Source organism: Ktedonobacter robiniae (assembly GCF_016587375.1).
Classification (GTDB): Bacteria; Chloroflexota; Ktedonobacteria; order Ktedonobacterales; family Ktedonobacteraceae; genus Ktedonobacter; species Ktedonobacter robiniae.
The window spans coordinates 3908830-3926849 of record NZ_BNJG01000001.1; the positions used below are offsets into that span (position 1 = coordinate 3908830).

Below are 18020 nucleotides of genomic sequence, written 5' to 3' on the forward strand. Positions count from 1 at the left end.
TGTTTTCTGCTTGCTATGCCGTCTGACGAATGATCAACAAACGCAAAGCAATGGGGGCCAGCACAGCGAGGAATTCCCACTGAGCGTGCATGCTTTGTCCGTTGTGATGTTCCATCCAGCAGCCGGTTTTGAGGGCCTTGTGGAAGTCCTCGATTTGCCAGCGTCGCGCGTAGGCAAAGACGATATCGCAAGCATCCAGCTCGTTGCCGATGGGTTCGCTCGTGCGTAAATACCAGAGAGGCTGGCTTTTGCCTGGATGGGAAACCACCAGCCAGAACTGCTGATCATGGTCGGGATGGCTAACAGGAATGGCGAACACACCTGCCTGGAACCACTGATGACGTTGTCCATCTCACACCTCTCGCTGGGTCCAGGAGCGCTTGCCTCAGGTGATCTGCCATGCCTTGCGTTTGTTGCCTTGTCCATCGCGAGGCTGGTAGTCTTTGGGCCAACGCATCAGCACGCGCAGGTCTTGTTGGAGACATGCTCCAATCCATGGACTTCCTACAAACCCTCAATCAAACACGTGGAGCAGCCTCCTCCCCCAGGCCGCAGCACATTTCTCCAGGCTCATGTCCACTTTTGATGATGAAGTGAAGGACAACCGCTGCAAGGTTCACGCGGCATGACTCACTTGTAGGGGGGGCCCGACTTAAAACCCCTTCAAAATTCCGGCAAGGGCGACCAAGAAAGCGGCAGCGACGAACGGGAAGATTGCTCTGGCTCGGCGGATGTTCGATGATCAGAGTCATTCTGTTCTAGAAATGTGTGCGACACTTAGAATCTCTCGTACGACCTTGTATTGGTCTATCAAAAAGACCAGGGCTGGAGCACCTGAACCTCAAGCTCAGCGGAATACGCGTTGAGATCATTACCAGATGTACCTGCCCTTAGCGGAATCTAGAGGGGAAAATATGTCGGAACCCCCAATTGGTAGAGACTCTACAAAACTGAGTCAAGGTCAGTTCGCTATGTTGAGATCAATAGTACTTATCCTTTGTGGGGAATTTTGAAAACAGCACGAAAAGAGTACACTGTATTTAGCCCATCTTCGATTGTGGAGCGAGGTTGGCCGCTCACAGCACCATTCGCAAGGGACACATCTGTTCAATTGATTGCTGAAGCAGCGGTGCATCTAGGAAACAAATCAGGAAAAAGAGAATGGAGAACTCACATGGCAGAAGTATTGACACGCGAGGAGATGATCAGGCGGATTGTAGAGGTAGGGCGACGCGACCATCGCATTGCGGGACTGGTTGACTATGGTTCCAATGGGGGGCTCGCACTCGATCAATGGTCTGATATTGATGTAGCCGTTTTTCTCCATGACACACAGTTCGAGGCCTTTGTATTGGCACTGTCGGAGTGGCTTGCCCAGTTGGGAGAGCCACTCCTTCTCATAAACAATGTAAACTCGGTACGATCGTTCACACGTGCGGTCTTCGATACGGAGCAACTGCCCTTGCGGGTCGATATAGTATACTATTACCTGGGCGAAATGAGCACTGCCCTGCACTGGCCGCAGGAACCCAAAGCAGATAAAGTCAACGTCTTGTATGATGCGACGAATGGGGAACTGACTTCCTGTATGCGCCAATTACCCAACTCCGATCTGCATCCGTCGGATCTACAAGAGACTTTTGAGCTGACCGCGCGCTACTTCTGGTATTTTCTACTCGAAAGCGTTTGCAAATTGCAGCGTGGTGATCATTGGTACACCAGCTATTTTTTTCATAACGCAGTTGTTCCCCGGCTCATCTATCTCATCAGACTGCACGAAGGCGCCATCTCCCGCTGGTTTGTAAATCCGAGACTCAAGGGCCTTGAACAAGCCCTCTCGCCTGAGATCATGACACGGCTTAATACCTGCCTTCCTGATACTGCATCTCCAAAGGGCATGACAGATGCGATCAAGAATACAGCTACGTTAGCCACTGAGGTATGTCGCAACGTTGCCGCGCGGCATGGCTATGTTTGGCCAGAGGCTCTAGCTGAGCGTGTAGAGAAGGCTCTTGCTCAATGTTGAAAGGACTTTTCCACATATCCTCATAGTTGAAGTATCTCTCTTGACTGCTCCCCAAAAGCCACTCCAGCTCAGATTTCAAATTCCGGATCAAACGCACTTTTAATGATGAGACTGGAAAGCATGAGCAACCGGACAAACGAACCCCGAAAAGCTGCGCTCAACGAAGCAGAGGTCAGCCACAGTGAGGTTCAAGTGGTATGCGTTAATACGCTTTGCCGTTCAGATATTCTCTCTCATCATCAAAAGTGCGGATGAGCCTTTCTCCAGGAGGCTCCTTTCCAATTCCTGGCCCGATTGAGCAAAGACTCCTCGGATTGTCCACCAGCGCGTGACCGCCACCAAGGGAGGCCCTTGCTGACCAAGCAAAAGCGCGGTGAGCCAGTTCATGCCTGGCACGAAAATGGAAGGATCGCCGGGAGGAGTGTAGTAGCCGGGCTTGATCCGCTTCAACCTGCGGGCTTTGCTGGAACGAACGGTACGCCGTCCTTCTAATGCGATGCTTTCTGGCTTCTCAATCACGCTTTCATTCTACGTAAGCAGGCCATCTTCTCCTGCTTGCTCTACGCTCGCCAGCTGCTCATTGGCTTGTTACCAGAGAAACTCTTCAAGAACGTGTGAAGCCGATTTGCTCGAATGCAGCAGATTCGAGAGGCGTTTCGCGCCTGCCGGGGCATGATCTGGAGAGGCCAGATAGGCTCCTAATCCACTTAAGAGTAACCCATTATTGCGGTGGCGAAATTCGAGAAGGGCATTCAGCGTGGCAAGAAAGGTTTGCACCAACCGAAGATTAAGGAGGGCATCGAGGACCTTCAACAGAGGCATGACAAAGCTCGTCAATTGATGACTCAGGTCTTGAGCAACGGATGCAGGAACTTGCAATCCCTCGCTCTCTATGGAATACTGAGAGTGCATGAGAGAACCCTCCTGGTACTGACTTGTTTCGTTTCCAACTCAAGTCCAAGTCAGAAGGGTTCTTTTTGCTATCTCATCCTTTTACTTTGTAATGTTTGGGATAACTCATGTTTGTCCACTTTTCAACTATGCCTTGCATGATCGAGGCTTTCTCGCCTGGTTAGCCTGTCAAAATAGAGCTATATCTCCCTAGATAGGTTGCGCCAGGCGAAAGCCCTCGGCACGGAGTTGCCTGGCGGCTTCGACAATTTGAGGCCACCACTTGAGAAGCTGCCCAAACTGCACTGAAGCATGTTGGATCAAATCTGGATTTACTTGAAAAAGCTGCTCTATCGGCAATAGCGCACTTTGGTGCATCTTTTTGAAGAACTTTTCTACATCACGTCGCCAAAAAGCAGGGAGGTTTTCTTGATCCCCGCTCAATCGTTCTTCTAACCTTGCAACAAATACCCCTCTACCCTCCCACAGGAGCTGGTGCGCAAATTCGGTAAAAGAAGCCTTGGGCAGGCAACCGATTTCTTCGACAAATTGCCCCAATTTGTATAGGCGATCAGCCGGGCTGCTGACAAATTTAGGCTCAAAGAGTCCAATACAGGCTAATATCCAGCCGGGAAAACCCGTATGGAGTATAGGTGATGGTGTGTATGACCGAACTTGGAGGGGGGAGTGAACGAGAGTCCAGGGGAGGTGTACGGTGTAGGTGTTGAGAAAGCATAGCGTGAGCATTTCTCCGAATATGGCGTCTTCCCCACGTCCAACGGGAGGGAACGGAGGTAGCAGTTCGCGGTTGTCCAGCCCTATACACATACCGAAGAAAGGCTTCGCTTGCTCTGTGATGGTCGTCTGGCTTACCACTTGTACTACTTCGCGGCTTGTAAGCGCTGAGCGATAAGCCTGCTCGGAGCTTGTTATCCGCTCAAAGTTTTTACCTCTTAGGGTTAGAAAAAAAAGCTCGTCTTCGGCAGACCAGCCGCAATCACCTACGCTACCATTCACCGTCAGGATAACCTTGCCTGATTGGGTGGCTAATTTTTGCAAGCAAGCAGGGTCAGCTTTCTCGGTTGAGATTTGACTATCACCAGCGTAGCGGGCTCCACCTTCTTTGGGATCTTGCCCGAGCCACTGTTCATGTAGTGCGAGAATGTCTTGCTCTGAGAACTGGACAGACGAGAGGGCGCTTTCCCGATCGGGATAAAAACGGATCGCGAGGGGACTCCCTTTGGAACTTATTGCCAACCCCTCTTCCATTTCGGGAGAGGCGGCGACATGGCAGATAATATCATCATCGGAACTGAAGGTGCGTTCCCCTACAGTATGAAGTAATAGTGCGTTGCGGTTGGCTCCTATAGTAACTACACCATATCGCTTGTCACCAAGACAAGCCCAGGAAACGACCTCTTCTGGTATGCTCCCTTTATTGCTGAGCCGCTTGATAAAGGCTGACTTTTCTTCAAGACCGGCGTAGGTAATATTCATGCCATAGCAAGCCTTTAAGCTGCGTAACATTTGGCGGTAAGATTCACGCGTAGCGGAAGATCTAGAGTCATCTGCCACAACAAACTCGGGGGTGCGGTCAAAGCGGATGCAGTGCTCTAAATAACTGATCATGCCCCGCTGCAATGCTTCTACCCGATCGCATGTTGGAAAGCCGATGGAAGTTATAGGCGAAGGCGAAAATTGCTTCTCTGATCTTTGGAAGAGATGGCGAAGATCGTTTTGCGAAACGAGGTAACCATCCCGTGCGAACTGCTGGAGGTTGCTGCGCAACGTTTGAAGGGTGGTATCGCCGAGCTGCCGCTCCTGATTAAAAGCGTGGAGGTGTTCGTCAAGAGTTTTAAACTTCTGACACTGGGTAAGCATTTCTGCAAGACCTACATGTAGGATACGTGTGGTATCGGTATCTCTAACATGGGCGAGCACGCGCTGATTGCCGATTGGATAGAAGGCCACATCTGCTAGCCGATAATTGTAGCTAGTAGTTGCTTCGGAGAGAGTAGATATGTTGCTCATCAATGTCTTTATGACCCTTTCACAATGAAAGTAGATTGTTTGGGTATGCCAAAATCTTCTTCTAGGATGTACCTTTTAAGATCTTATTCCGAACCCCACGCCACTACGTGTCTAGCACTTCGCGCTCAGGGTTTTCGGAGAAGAAGCAAGTAGCTTCATTGAAGAGAAGCTACATTGTGCCTCTGGTTTCTCTCACGTAAGAGACCGTTATGCACTTCAGATACGCTTGTATTGTAAATAATTCGTATTTTTTGTTCAATAGCAAAATAATAGTAAAAACGATTTGCGTATTTGTTTGCTCTAATATTAAATTTTTAATAATTAGTGGAATATTGGTTATATATATTTACTCGTGAGCTTTGTTTGGTTGGAAGAAATTTTGTATGCTGGGAATTTGATTGCTTTCGTGAGAAATACCTCTCCCACTTTCCAAGTTGATCACTACAAAGTAATTTGGGAAAGTTATTATAATGCATTTAGTAGATTTAATTTTGTAGTAGTAGCATAGAAGATTAAAATACCTATGTTGAATCCTAACCATCCTGTCTTCCGTAAAAACGCACTTCAACACTACTTACAAGGCCAGGAGAAAGATACCGTACCGCAATTTATCAATACTCCGCTGGCGCTTGTGATGTGGCTCTTATTGGCCATAGTGGTAGTGACGTGTACCGTGTCCTGGTACCAGGAGATCCCTTTATATAATGCTGGGGCGGGCATTGTTCTTAAGCAAGTAAAGTCAGATCAAAGCAATGTTGTGGTTTTTGTACCCTGGTCGCCGGCGTTGCAGCCGCGTGTGGGACAAACTGTCTCGCTGAGTGTAGGAGGGGCTAGTAGCCAGCAAATAACAGGCACAATCGCGCAGGTGAATCTAAAGGCTCAGAGCCCCGCTACATTATGTCAGCAATATGAGCTGATGGCTGGCTGTAGTCTACTGGTCAGGCAACCCTCAATTGCCATACTGATTCAGGCACAGGCACTACCAACCGAAAGATATGCCGGAGCAATTGTTCTCGCCAACGTGCAGACAGGATCACAGCGGATGCTTGCGTTCTTTCCTGGGTTAGAGTGGCTAGCTGGAAAGTCGGGTTAAGAATATGGTCAAAGAACTCAAAGCACAAGACGAAACGATGAAATTGCCAAAGGAACCAGGGGATAAAGGAAAGGAAAAGCCTGTCGAGAAACGCTCTTCAGGCTTGACTTTCCCTCGCTTGTTCAAGCCTCGCATTGCTCCGATATTGCAGGTAAGCGAAGTTGAATGTGGTTTAACCTGCCTGGCAATGATTCTTAGCTACTACGGGCGCAAAACAACGCTGACAGAACTGCGTTCCCGTATGGGGGTTGGGCGTGATGGCCTCTCGGCCCTGACAATCGTTAAGGCCGCCCGTCATTATGACTTGAGGGTACGCGCTGTTTCCTTGCAGAAGAGTGATTTGCGTGCGGTGAACTTGCCCGCTATCGTACATTGGGAGTTCAATCATTTTCTGATTGTAGAGCGCTGGACAAAGAAGTATGTCGAGGTCGTGGATCCCGCTCATGGTCGTTTGCGCCTCAGTATTGAGGAGTTCGATAAAGGTTTTACTGGCGTCGTTATTATGCTTGAGCCTAAAGCAAGCTTTGATCGCCAGGGTCAGGCTCCCCCCTTAACCCTGGTTCAATACCTTACGGTTTTTATCAAGCAGATTCCAGGCATTCTCTTTCAGATCCTTCTGGCCTCGCTCTTCTTACAGGCTATGGGGCTGATTCAGCCGGTCCTTACCAAGATCATCATGGATCAAATCATCCCTTTTAAATTAGCAAGCCTGATGGAGATCCTCGCGGTCGGCATGTTTTTGCTCGTTTTGTCTCAGATCTTGATCTCGCTCTTGCGTGAGTGGTTGCTTGTATACTTGAGGGCGCGTCTGGATACGCATATGATGCTGGGACTCTTTGAGCATCTCTTGACGCTACCGTATAGCTTCTTTCAGCAGCGCTCAACCGGTGATCTTTTGAGCCGATTAGGCGCTAACAGCGTTATCCGCGAGATGCTCAGTAGTCAACTCATTTCTACTCTTTTAGATGGGGGAATGGTGATTACGTATCTCTTTATCCTCCTCTGGCAATCACCCGTGTTTCTCGGTTTGGCCCTGCTTATCGGTGGCATCGAAATTGCCTTTGTAATCGGGACCTATCCTGTGATGCGTAATATGTCCAGGCAGATGCTTACAACACAGGGGCGTTCACAAGGTTACTTGACTGAAGCCGTAAGTGGTATCGCTACTCTCAAGGCCGCTGGCGCAGAAGATAGAGCAGTGGATCGTTTGACCAACCTATTCTTTGATCAACTGAACATTTCGACGCGCAGCAGCTACTTTTCGGCAGTCTTTGGAACTGTCAAAACCGTCTTGCAATCGCTCTCGTCACTGGCTCTGCTCTGGGTAGGAACCATGCAGGTGCTTAATGGCTCAATGTCTCTAGGCACGATGCTCGCTCTCAATACACTTGTAGGAGCTTTCCTGGCTCCTCTGATCTCACTTGTGGGCAGCGCGCAGCAGTTACAGAGTATTCAGGCGAATTTTGACCGCCTCTCAGATATCATTTCTACTCCCCCTGAGCAAAACAAGCATGTGGTTGGGATGCCTCCTAGACTGACGGGGCAAATTCACTTAGAGAATGTGAGTTTTCGTTATGCAGAAGGCGCGCCTGAAGTTTTGCGCAATATCAAACTGAGTATCAGGCCTGGTCAGAAAGTTGCTATTGTGGGTCGTACGGGAAGTGGAAAAAGCACGCTGGGCAAGTTGATTCTGGGGCTAAACTTGCCAACCGACGGAATGATCATCTATGACGGCATGCCTCTACAATATCTGAATTATCAAGAGGTGCGCCGCCAGTTTGGCGTAGTGTTGCAGGAATCAGCCCTCTTTAGCGGGACGATTGCGCATAATATTCGCCTGAATAATCCGAACTTGACGATGGATGAGGTGACTAGGGCCGCGCGTTTAGCCGCTCTGCACGATGATATCGTGAAAATGCCTATGGGGTATGAAACGCATGTTGGCGAAGGTGGGAGTGCTTTATCGGGGGGGCAACGTCAGCGCCTGTCTATCGCCCGCGCCATCGCTCACAGACCCTCTATTCTGCTCTTTGATGAAGCTACCAGTGCGCTCGATATCGCGACAGAGCAGCGTGTCGCCAACAACATGCATTCCCTCTCATGTACGCAGATCATCATTGCCCATCGCCTGAGTACGATCTGTACCGCTGACTTAATCCTGGTCTTAGATAACGGTACTATTGTCGAGCAGGGGACACATGACCAGCTTGTACAACGTGGGGGCTTCTATGCTGGCCTGATTCTCTATCAGATTGAACGCGAGGATACACGACCGATGACGGCACTCACGATAAAAGGCTAATTGTGTGCAGGATCTCTTCTATGTTTAAGGATGGGACATTTTTTAGGCTACTTCTGATTTTGCATAAGAGGAGGTGTGGTGGGTGCTGGCGGCCGCGGCCGCCAGCACCCACCACACCTCCTCTCTACACTTGCACGTAGGATTTTTGGCTGATTGTACAAAACAACTGACAGGAGGGCCTGAGCAAACGCTCAGGCCCTCCTGTCAGTTGTTTTGTACAGAGCATTCTAAGATATGCATAGGCTGAATATAAAGAGGAAGTGTATTTTAATTTATAGTAAATATCGTTTTGCATGATAAATATAATAAAGATAGGTAATCCACTGGCAGAGTGAAGGACAACGAATAGCGAGGAATGCATTCTTGTCTTTTCACAAAGTTAAAAGAGGTGAAGTAGAGTGGAGTCCTTCAAGAGGATTAGCTCTGCTTTGGCCGCAGGGGTGCCGTAATAATCATCAGGTTGAAACCAAGAAAGGAACATACACGAATGCAGTACAATGAGACCCGCGCGTGGAAAGACGAAGAGTATCGCGAGAGCCTGGAGGAGGCGATTGAAAGCCCGGTAGCCGAGCTGAGCGAGGCCGAACTGGAGCAGATTACCGGCACCGGCGGCTACGGTGGCGGTGGCATCGGCGTTGGTGGTGGTGTGGAGAAGTACGGCGTTAGCGCTTTCGGCGTCAAAGGCAACTCCTACTACTGTGGCAACTTCTCCATTCGCCCCCGTACCAATCTGAACCTCGACAATCGCCGTAATGATGAGGATCAGGATAACGACGTGAAAGCGAGTTTTGCTTCTGTTGACCTCCAGGACACCAACATACGCAATAGGCGCAACAACCGCTTCGATTTTGGTTGTAGTGTCTCGGGTGGCTTCGCTGGATTCTGTCTCTTCGGTGGAAAGTAGAGCACACCAGTAGCGCTATTTTAGACAGAAGCACGTATAAGAGGGTCAGGGCATATGCCCTGACCCTCTTATACGTGGAAACGCGTGCTGCGAGAAGCCGATATGATCGGGCATTATGCAGATACCATGTTGTTTGTGACATTCCGCCAATGGTTGAAACCGTACAGCTTCTTCGTGCACTCCTTCGTAGTCGGTGCTGTGAGTCGATGTAGCGTGGCTACAACTCGTTCAACCCCCTAGTGGGAGAGGAATACGCTCAAGCTCTGATCTATACATCAGATATCTTGAAGGGCGGTGCCCTGCCCGTTCAAGCTCTCATGCCTTGCTTTGCCGTTGTGTAGCCCTGCGAAGCTTTTGACAGCTTGGAGAGAGTGAACACCTTTCTCTTTCGAGAACTGCTGTTGTCAGCAGTGGGAGGCTAAAGCCACAAACGCCTCACCACTGTCGTTGAAACGGCGTGGCTTGCGGCGGACTAAAGCCCATATCGTCACGCTCCGCAAAACTGCTCCTATCCCACCCTGTTTCGCTTGTGGAAAGAGTGTGTAGAGGTTCTCCACACGTGAAGACACGGATAGTTATCTTGCATGAAAGAATGGAATCAAAATAATGGGGAAAAATATGGCTTTTAATTTATAATAAATGCTACTTTGTATATTAAGTATAATAGCAATAGGTGGCCCGCTTGACAGGTGGAAGGTGGAAGCAGGTGGAAAAGCCTCATCTTACGCCGGGAAGAAGAGAAGGGGAGGAGCGTGCTTCAAGGAGACGAGCTCCAGATTCTCTCATGGGGGTGCCGTGATAATCAGGTTGAAACCAAGAAAGGAACATACACGAATGCAGTACAATGAGACCCGCGCGTGGAAAGACGAAGAGTATCGCGAGAGCCTGGAGGAGGCGATTGAAAGCCCGGTAGCCGAGCTGAGCGAGGCCGAACTGGAGCAGATTACCGGCACCGGCGGCTACGGTGGCGGTGGCATCGGCGTTGGTGGTGGTGTGGAGAAGTACGGCGTTAGCGCTTTCGGCGTCAAAGGCAACTCCTACTACTGTGGCAACTTCTCCATTCGCCCCCGTACCAATCTGAACCTCGACAATCGCCGTAATGAGGATCAGGATAACGACGTGAAAGCGAGTTTTGCTTCCGTTGACCTCGTAAACAACAACAGGCGCAACAATCGCAACAATCGCTTCGATTTTGGTTGCAGCATCTCAAGTGGCTTCGGTGGAAACTGCATCTTCGGTGGAAACTAGGGCTACACCAGTAGCGCTATTTTAGACAGAAGCAAGCGCAAGAGGGTCAGGGCATATGCCCTGACCCTCTTGCGCTTGGAGTTGGGCGAGTGGGATGGGTGGGCGAGTGCAAAGGGCAGGGAAAGAGGGGCATATGGTCATGTATACTAAATATCGTTTTACATCTTAAGTATAATAGCAACAGGTGCCCCGCTTGACAGGTGGAAGGTGGAAGCAGGTGGAAAAGCCTCATCTTGCGCCGGGAAGAAGAGAAGGGGAGGAGCGTGCTTCAAGGAGACGAGCTCCAGATTCTCTCATGGGGTGCCGTGATAATCAGGTTGAAACCAAGAAAGGAACATACACAAATGCAGTATGATAAGACCCGCGCGTGGAAAGACGAAGAGTATCGCGAGAGCCTGGAGGAGGCGATTGAAAGCCCGGTAGCCGAGCTGAGCGAGGCCGAACTGGAGCAGATTACCGGTACCGGCGGCTACGGTGGTGGCGCTGGTGGTATCGGCGTTGGCGGTGGTGTGGAGAAGTACGGCACCAGTGCTTTCGGCGTCGTTGGCAACTCCTACTTCTGCGGCAACTTCTCGTATCGACCCCGCACCAACGTGAACCTCGGCAATCGCCGTAATGAGGATCAGGATAACGACGTGAAAGCGAGTTTCGCTGACGTTGACCTCGTAAACAACAACAGGCGCAACAATCGCAACAACCGCTTCGATTTTGGTTGCAGCATCTCTGGTGGCATCGGCGGCGGCACTTGTATCTTCGGTGGAAACTAGGGCTACACCAGTAGCGCTATTTTAGACAGAAGCAAGCGCAAGAGGGTCAGGGCATATGCCCTGACCCTCTTGCACGTGGAGTCGGGCGAGTGGGATGGGTGGGCGAGTGCAAAGGGCAGGGAAAGAGGGGCATATGGTCATGTATACTAAATATCGTTTTACATCTTAAGTATAATAGCAACAGGTGCCCCGCTTGACAGGTGGAAGGTGGAAGCAGGTGGAAAAGCCTCATCTTGCGCCGGGAAGAAGAGAAGGGGAGGAGCGTGCTTCAAGGAGACGAGCTCCAGGTTCTCTCGCGGGGTGCCGTGATAATCAGGTTGAAACCAAGAAAGGAACATACACAAATGCAGTATGATAAGACCCGCGCGTGGAAAGACGAAGAGTATCGCGAGAGCCTGGAGGAGGCGATTGAAAGCCCGGTAGCCGAGCTGAGCGAGGCCGAACTGGAGCAGATCACCGGAACGGGTGATGGCGGCTACGGTGGTATCGGCTACGGTGGTATCGGCTACGGTGGCGGTGTGTCTGAGGGCTATAAGTCTGCTGGCGGCATTGTCGGCAACTCCTACTTCTGCGGCAACTTCTCGTATCGACCTCGCACCAACCTGAATCTTGGCGAGCAGCGGCGCCGTGATGGGAATCAGGGCATCTTTGCAGGACCCCTCGCTGACGTTGACCTCACGAGCACCAACAGGCGCGATACCCGCACCAATCGCTTCGATTTTGGTTGCAGCATCTCAAGTGGCTTCGGTGGAAACTGCATCTTCGGTGGAAACTAGGGCTACACCAGTAGCGCTATTTTAGACAGAAGCATGCGCAAGAGGGTCAGGGCATATGCCCTGACCCTCTTGCACGTGGAGTCGGGCGAGTGGGATGGGTGGGCGAGTGCAAAGGGCAGGGAAAGAGGGGCATATGGTCATGTATACTAAATATCGTTTTACATCTTAAGTATAATAGCAACAGGTGGCCCGCTTGACAGGTGGAAGGTGGAAGCAGGTGGAAAAGCCTCATCTTGCACCGGGAAGAAGAGAAGGGGAGGAGCGCGCTTCAAGGAGACGAGCTCCAGGTTCTCTCGCGGGGTGCCGTAATAATCAGGTTGAAACCAAGAAAGGAACATACACAAATGCAGTATGATAAGACCCGCGCGTGGAAGGACGAAGAGTATCGCGAGAGCCTGGAGGAGGCGATTGAAAGCCCGGTAGCCGAGCTGAGCGAGGCCGAGCTAGAGCAGATCACAGGCACAGGTGCTGGCGGTGGTGGTATCGGTTTTGGCGGTGGTGTGTCTGAGGGCTATAAATCTGCTGGCGGCATTGTCGGCAACTCCTACTACTGTGGCAACTTCTCCATTCGCCCCCGCACCAACCTGAACCTCGACGGTCGCCGTAATGAGGATAACGACAATGACGTGAAAGCGAGTTTTGCTGACATTGACCTCGTGAGGAACAATAGGCGCAATACCCGCAATAATCGCTTCGATTTTGGTTGCAGCATCTCTGGTGGCATCGGCGGCGGCACTTGTATCTTCGGCGGAAACTAAAGTACTCTATTTGCGCGGCTTTAGCAGCGCAACGGCAAGAGGGTCAGGGCGTATGCCCTGACCCTCTTGCCGTTTGAAAAAGATCGTCTTCAGAAGCTATAGAGAAAAGCCCTAAGTAATTGTCATAGCGTATTATATATGCTTTAATGGCTATTTATATATTGCGTATACTAAAGCAGGTAGACCACTTGAGGAGTGAGGGACAGAAGGCTGCGAGTATTTTGTCTTTCATCGTTATTAAGAAGAGGTGAAGTGGGGTGGTATTCTGCAAAGGAACGAACTCTGTTTTCACTGAGGGATACCAAAATATTCAGTATAAAACAGAGGAAGGAACACATAATAATGAAGTATAACATGGTATACGCGTGGAAAAATGAGGAGTATCGTGAGCAACTGAGCCAGAGCGAGCAGTCTCAGTTGCCTGAAAGCCCGGTTGGCGAGGTTGAACTGAGCGAGGCTGAGCTGGCGCTTATTAACGGCACGAGTGGAGGCTATGGCGGTGGTTATGGTGGAGGCTATGGCTTTGCTGGCGGCATTGTCGGCAACTCCTACTATTGTGGCAACTTCTCAGTTGGTAGCACAACCAATCTAGGTTTTGATGGAGGTGCCTTTGGTGGAGACACCTTTGACGGAGGCATCTTTGGCGGTGGCAGGTTTAACTTTTCATGCAGCGTCTCAGGTGGTTTCGGTGGCACCTGCATCTTCGGTGGAAAATAAAGAAAGAGCTGGAGGCATTCGCTATAGAAGGTAGGAGAGCCAGGGCATGAGCAGTGGCTCTCCTGCCTTCTAGGCAGTGGCGAGTTGTACATATTGATTACAAATATGCTGAAAATATTATAATCCACATAATACATTTAGTTTTACTTTTTAGATATACTGGTAACAGGTGTCCCGTAAGAGATGCAAATGAATCAGAGTTGTGGGCGTAGCTACAACTTCCAAAGAAGTGAAAGAGGTGAGGCAGAGGAAACCCCTTCAAGGGAAAAGACTCTGCGGGCGCTGATGGGTATTACGACAATCAGGTTGAAACCGAGAAAGGAATATAGAATTATGCAGTTTGATATGACACGCGCGTGGAAAGACGAGGAGTATCGCCAGAGCCTGAGCCGGGAGCAGTGGGCACAGTTAATTGAGAATCCAGCGGGCGAGGCCGAGCTGAGCGAGGCCGAACTGGAGCAGATTACAGGCACAGGTGTAGGTGCTGGCGGCGGTGTGGCGAAGTCCGATGTTAGCGCTTTTGGCGTTAAAAATAACTCCTACTACTGCAACAACTTCTCAATTCGCCCCACAACCAACGTGGACCTTGGTGAGAATGACCGTAACAGAAACGGCCTCCTTGGTGATCTCACCATAGCTCTCTTTGGAGATCACACCACTCGGGATCGTAGAAACTTTACTTTCGATTTCGGATGCAGCATTTCGGGCGGCCTCGGTAACAACGTGTGTATCTTCGGGGCAACAAATAAAGAACACACATCTATTGACGCATATCTGATGCAACAGGGAAGAGAGGCGGGGCTGATGCCCCGGCCCTCTTTTTTATTTCACGATAGTATAATTGCCTGCTTGTATTACATTATAAGCTGGACTTTTGCCTGATTAATATAATGTTAATAGAGGATTTTGAGGAAAATAATATGTGGAAAGTTAACAAAAGTCTCTACCTAGTTTAGATGCATTGATGAAGTAAATTTAAAATACTCTCCCTTCTGGTGCATCGTTGTGGAAGGATACATCATATTATTTTTCCTCTCTCATTGCTAACTCTCAGATCTTATTCCGAAACTCAACCGCCTAACCTACATTCGGGGGCAAGCGGTGGCACCCCCATTCGGGGGCACAGCGGCCGCGTGCTCAGGGTTTCGGATAAGAAGCATTAGTGTTTTGAGGAAAGCATATCTATGAGCATGAAAGAGATTACCTCATCTACAAGCGCTTCTACGCTTGAGCAGCAGTCATATACACATGTGAGCGCGAACTGGTACCGTGCCCTAACACTCGCGGAGCGGGCCGCTCTGCTTGCCCGCGCTGACAAACCTTTCCCTAAGCCATCGCAGGAAGCGAGCGCAACTGCGAAACGGCGATTGACGCGCTGGAAGGAGCAGCGCCCATTTAAAGATGAGCACTATTTTGCGCAGCGCCTGGCAAAGATTGGCGTAACGGAGGAAGAGTTCCTGCAATTGCTGAGTGTGCCCCCTGAATTCCTCAAAGAGTGCGTCACTACTGTACCTGAATGGCTACGCACCCTGCTTTCTATCTTTCAAGACGAGCAGGCACCAGAGGAGGAGGCGCTCAAGCTCATAGAGCAGAATCAGGCCATCTCTCATTCGTTTATTACCACACTTCAACCCCTATTAATATATGCCTACCGGCGCCTGAAGGATGGCGTGGATCGTATTGCGGAAGAATTTACGGCTCTGCCCTTTGAGCGGGAGCAGGTCGTCACGAAGCTCTTCGCCCTCTTGCCTGACTTCCTCTTGAACAAGTCAGCCAAGACTTTTGTGCTTGAGCTAAACGTCGCGCGTGTGGAAGGACGGTTGCAAGGCGAGACTCCAGAAGAACGCTTTCAAAATTTTCTGCAACAACTCAGTTCGAAACAAAACATGCTGGCCTTCCTGGAAGAGTACGTAGTGCTTGCTCGTCTGCTTATTGAGGGCATTGAAAGCTGGCTGGAGGTCCACCTGGAAATCCTGAGACGGCTCTGCCGTGATTGGAAGGAGATACGCGCGACCTTCTGTCCCGATCAGGACCCGGGCATGCTGATTGAGATACAGGGTGGACAGGGCGATACGCATCGAGGCGGACAGAGTGTATCTGTTTTGCGTTGGAGTTCTGGCTTTCGCCTCGTCTATAAGCCACGCCCACTGTCTACAGATATCCATTTTCAAAAATTGCTGCTATGGCTGAACGAACACGGTTTTCAACCCGCTTTTCGCCCCTTTACGCTGCTCAGCCGGGAGCAGTATGGATGGGTAGAGTTTCTTCCCAGCACCACTTGCCAATCTAAGGATGAGCTTGAGCGCTTTTATCAGCGACAAGGGGGCTTTCTAGCGCTGCTTTATGCCTTGCAGGCCGCGGATTTCCACGCCGAGAACCTGATCGCTTGCGGCGAGCATCCCTTCTTGATCGATCTAGAGGTGTTATTCCTGCCCCTGGCGGGGGACCCGGAAGAGGCATCTGAAGATAATCAGGAAGCCCACGTAGTGGATGGGCCGCCGCGCACTGTCTTAAATATAGGGCTGCTACCTAGTCGTATCTGGTCGGACGAGAATCAGGACGGCGTTGATATTAGTGGCGTCGGTGGTCGACCTGGCCAGCTCTCGGCAGTTCCTGTGTCAACCCTCCAGGGAATGGGAACTGACGAAATGAGCATTAAGCGCGAGCGGGTTGAGATGGCGCTTGGTCAGAACCTGCCGACGCTACAAGGACAGTTTGTTGATCCCTTCGATTATTCTGAGTGCCTGGTGACAGGTTTTACCAGCGTGTATCGCCTGCTCCTCGCTCATCGCGAGGAGCTTGTGACGAGAATGATACCGCTCTTCGCGCAGGACGAAGTGCGCTGCCTGGTCCGCCACACGCAATTCTACTACACCTTGCTGGAGCACAGCCACCATCCTAATGTGCTGCGCGATGCCCTGGATCGTGACCGGTTATTTGATCGTTTATGGTTTACTGTTGACATCATTCCTCCGCTCTTACACGTGATCGATGCCGAGACCGCTGATATGTGGGCCGGGGATATTCCTTTCTTCTATTCTCGTGCCTCCTCGCGCGATCTTATGAGTTACCGTGGCGAGCGTATTCCTAAGTTCTTCGTTGAGTCTGGGTTAGACATGGTGCAGCGTGAGATATTACGCCTGAATGAACGGGACCTGGCGCTGCAAAGCTGGCTGATCCGCTCGTCGTTTATCTACCTGGTGAATGGGTCCAATAGAAATCTCTACCCTTCATTACAGCTAGATCCTACGCCGAGGCCGTTCTCACACGAGCGTGCCCTGGATGCGGCCCTGGCAGTGGGAGAGCGCCTGCACGAACTGATGCTAGAGAATGGCGAATTCATTGACTGGATGGGTGTATCGATTTTTGACCAGGAGGCATGGGGGTTAGGGCCTGCCGGCGCCGATTTGTATGCTGGCAATGCTGGCATCATCTTTTTCCTGGCATACCTGGGCGCGCTCGCAGGGAAAGAGAAATATAGTACCATTGCCAGGCGGGCACTCAAGATGCTCCGTGGCCAGGTAGAGTTCCACAGGAAAGTGGTGGGTGCCTTTAATGTTGGCGTGTACAACGGCATAGCATCGTATGTCTACCTCCTCTCACATCTGGGTACGCTGTGGAATGAGCCCGCGCTCTTCTCGGAAGCCGAAGAGTGTGTGCGCGCCATTGTTGGGCAGGTGCCCACAGATGAAATGCTTGATGTGGTCGCGGGTTCAGCAAGCGCTATTGCGGCTTTCTTGAGCCTCTACCATGTTCATCCCTCTGAGACAACTCTGGACGCTGCTATCGCGTGTGGCGAACGCCTGCTGGAGAAGAAAGTTCAGTTAGAAGTGGGTATTGGTTGGATTACCAAGACGGAGGATGCACCGCTCGCCGGTTTAGGTCATGGCAATGCCGGTATCGCCCTCAATCTGCTCCGCCTCGCCGATATTAGTGGTGATGAACGCTTTCGTGAGGCTGCGTTACAGGCTTTCGCGTTTGAGCGACATATCTTCTCGCCGCAGCATAACAACTGGCCCGATCTGCGCGCGGAAGCCGATGGAACAGAAAAGGACGAGCAGAAGAAATACATCATGGCGGCCTGGTGTCATGGGGGAGCTGGCATTGCCCTGGCCCGCCTGGGATGCCTGCGTTACATTGATGACGAAGCCATCCGTGCTGAGATTGAGGCCGGATTGCAAGCGACAATGAGGCGTGGCTTTGGTAATAGTCATTCGCTCTGTCATGGCGACATGGCGAGCCTGGATACGTTGCTTACTGCCGCGCTTGTGCTCGACGATCCACAATATCAGGAAAATGTTGAGCATGCCGCTCCGATTCTGCTGGAGAATATCGAGCGCCAGGGCTGGGTAAGTGGTGCCCCGATGGGTATGGAGACCACAGGCTTGATGTTGGGTATTACCGGTGCGGGATATACCTGGCTGCGCCTTGCTTTCCCCAATATGATGCCCTCAGTACTGCTGTTGGACCCACCTATCCAGAACAACTAAAGTTTCAGCTCAAGTGT

General features: G+C 50.8%; 15 protein-coding genes. 11 read left to right on the plus strand and 4 right to left on the minus strand.

Annotation, left to right across the window (positions count from 1 at the left end):
* Window positions 1-13 precede the first annotated feature (13 nt).
* Entirely contained in the window at window positions 14-319 is a 306-nt protein-coding gene (locus tag JMJ04_RS16325) for a transposase (RefSeq protein WP_201371518.1), read from the minus strand.
* Between the two features lie 855 nt (window positions 320-1174).
* Between JMJ04_RS16325 and JMJ04_RS16330 the strand changes: the two genes are divergently transcribed.
* Window positions 1175-2026, plus strand: coding sequence for an aminoglycoside 6-adenylyltransferase (locus tag JMJ04_RS16330; protein ID WP_201371519.1), 852 nt, complete (start codon window positions 1175-1177; stop codon window positions 2024-2026).
* Window positions 2027-2245: 219 nt separating this feature from the next.
* On the opposite strand, the gene JMJ04_RS16335 is transcribed toward JMJ04_RS16330, so the two are convergent.
* From JMJ04_RS16335 to JMJ04_RS16345, 3 genes are all read right to left on the minus strand, one after another.
* Entirely contained in the window at window positions 2246-2545 is a 300-nt protein-coding gene (locus tag JMJ04_RS16335; protein ID WP_201371520.1) for a hypothetical protein, read from the minus strand.
* A 69-nt stretch (window positions 2546-2614) separates the two neighbouring features.
* Window positions 2615-2938, minus strand: coding sequence for a hypothetical protein (locus tag JMJ04_RS16340; protein ID WP_201371521.1), 324 nt, complete (start codon window positions 2936-2938; stop codon window positions 2615-2617).
* Window positions 2939-3127: 189 nt separating this feature from the next.
* On the minus strand, window positions 3128-4948 hold the full coding sequence (locus tag JMJ04_RS16345; RefSeq protein ID WP_201371522.1) for a hypothetical protein: 1821 nt from the start codon (window positions 4946-4948) through the stop codon (window positions 3128-3130).
* A 523-nt stretch (window positions 4949-5471) separates the two neighbouring features.
* Here JMJ04_RS16345 and JMJ04_RS16350 point away from each other — a divergent pair.
* From JMJ04_RS16350 to JMJ04_RS16395, 10 genes are all read left to right on the plus strand, one after another.
* The gene (locus JMJ04_RS16350; protein ID WP_201371523.1) at window positions 5472-6041 is read left to right on the plus strand and encodes a hypothetical protein; all 570 of its coding nucleotides are present in this window, start codon (window positions 5472-5474) and stop codon (window positions 6039-6041) included.
* A gap of 37 nt (window positions 6042-6078) precedes the next feature.
* Entirely contained in the window at window positions 6079-8343 is a 2265-nt protein-coding gene (locus JMJ04_RS16355; protein WP_236038040.1) for a peptidase domain-containing ABC transporter, read from the plus strand.
* A 487-nt stretch (window positions 8344-8830) separates the two neighbouring features.
* A complete protein-coding gene (locus JMJ04_RS16360) occupies window positions 8831-9247 on the plus strand; it encodes a mersacidin/lichenicidin family type 2 lantibiotic (protein ID WP_201371525.1) in 417 nt (138 codons plus the stop codon).
* A gap of 834 nt (window positions 9248-10081) precedes the next feature.
* Window positions 10082-10495, plus strand: coding sequence for a mersacidin/lichenicidin family type 2 lantibiotic (locus JMJ04_RS16365; protein WP_201371526.1), 414 nt, complete (start codon window positions 10082-10084; stop codon window positions 10493-10495).
* Between the two features lie 344 nt (window positions 10496-10839).
* Window positions 10840-11262: a mersacidin/lichenicidin family type 2 lantibiotic gene (locus JMJ04_RS16370; protein WP_201372379.1), complete on the plus strand. Its 423-nt coding sequence runs from the start codon at window positions 10840-10842 to the stop codon at window positions 11260-11262.
* Between the two features lie 344 nt (window positions 11263-11606).
* Window positions 11607-12038, plus strand: a complete 432-nt coding sequence (locus JMJ04_RS16375) for a mersacidin/lichenicidin family type 2 lantibiotic (protein ID WP_201371527.1) — start codon at window positions 11607-11609, stop codon at window positions 12036-12038.
* Between the two features lie 344 nt (window positions 12039-12382).
* Window positions 12383-12796 (plus strand): mersacidin/lichenicidin family type 2 lantibiotic, encoded by a 414-nt coding sequence (locus JMJ04_RS16380; RefSeq protein ID WP_201371528.1) that lies wholly within the window; start codon window positions 12383-12385, stop codon window positions 12794-12796.
* 342 nt (window positions 12797-13138) lie between these two features.
* Window positions 13139-13513, plus strand: a complete 375-nt coding sequence (locus JMJ04_RS16385; protein WP_201371529.1) for a mersacidin/lichenicidin family type 2 lantibiotic — start codon at window positions 13139-13141, stop codon at window positions 13511-13513.
* Between the two features lie 333 nt (window positions 13514-13846).
* Window positions 13847-14395 (plus strand): mersacidin/lichenicidin family type 2 lantibiotic, encoded by a 549-nt coding sequence (locus JMJ04_RS16390; protein ID WP_201371530.1) that lies wholly within the window; start codon window positions 13847-13849, stop codon window positions 14393-14395.
* Between the two features lie 302 nt (window positions 14396-14697).
* Window positions 14698-18003, plus strand: a complete 3306-nt coding sequence (locus tag JMJ04_RS16395) for a type 2 lanthipeptide synthetase LanM family protein (RefSeq protein WP_201371531.1) — start codon at window positions 14698-14700, stop codon at window positions 18001-18003.
* The last annotated feature ends 17 nt before the right edge of the window (window positions 18004-18020 follow it).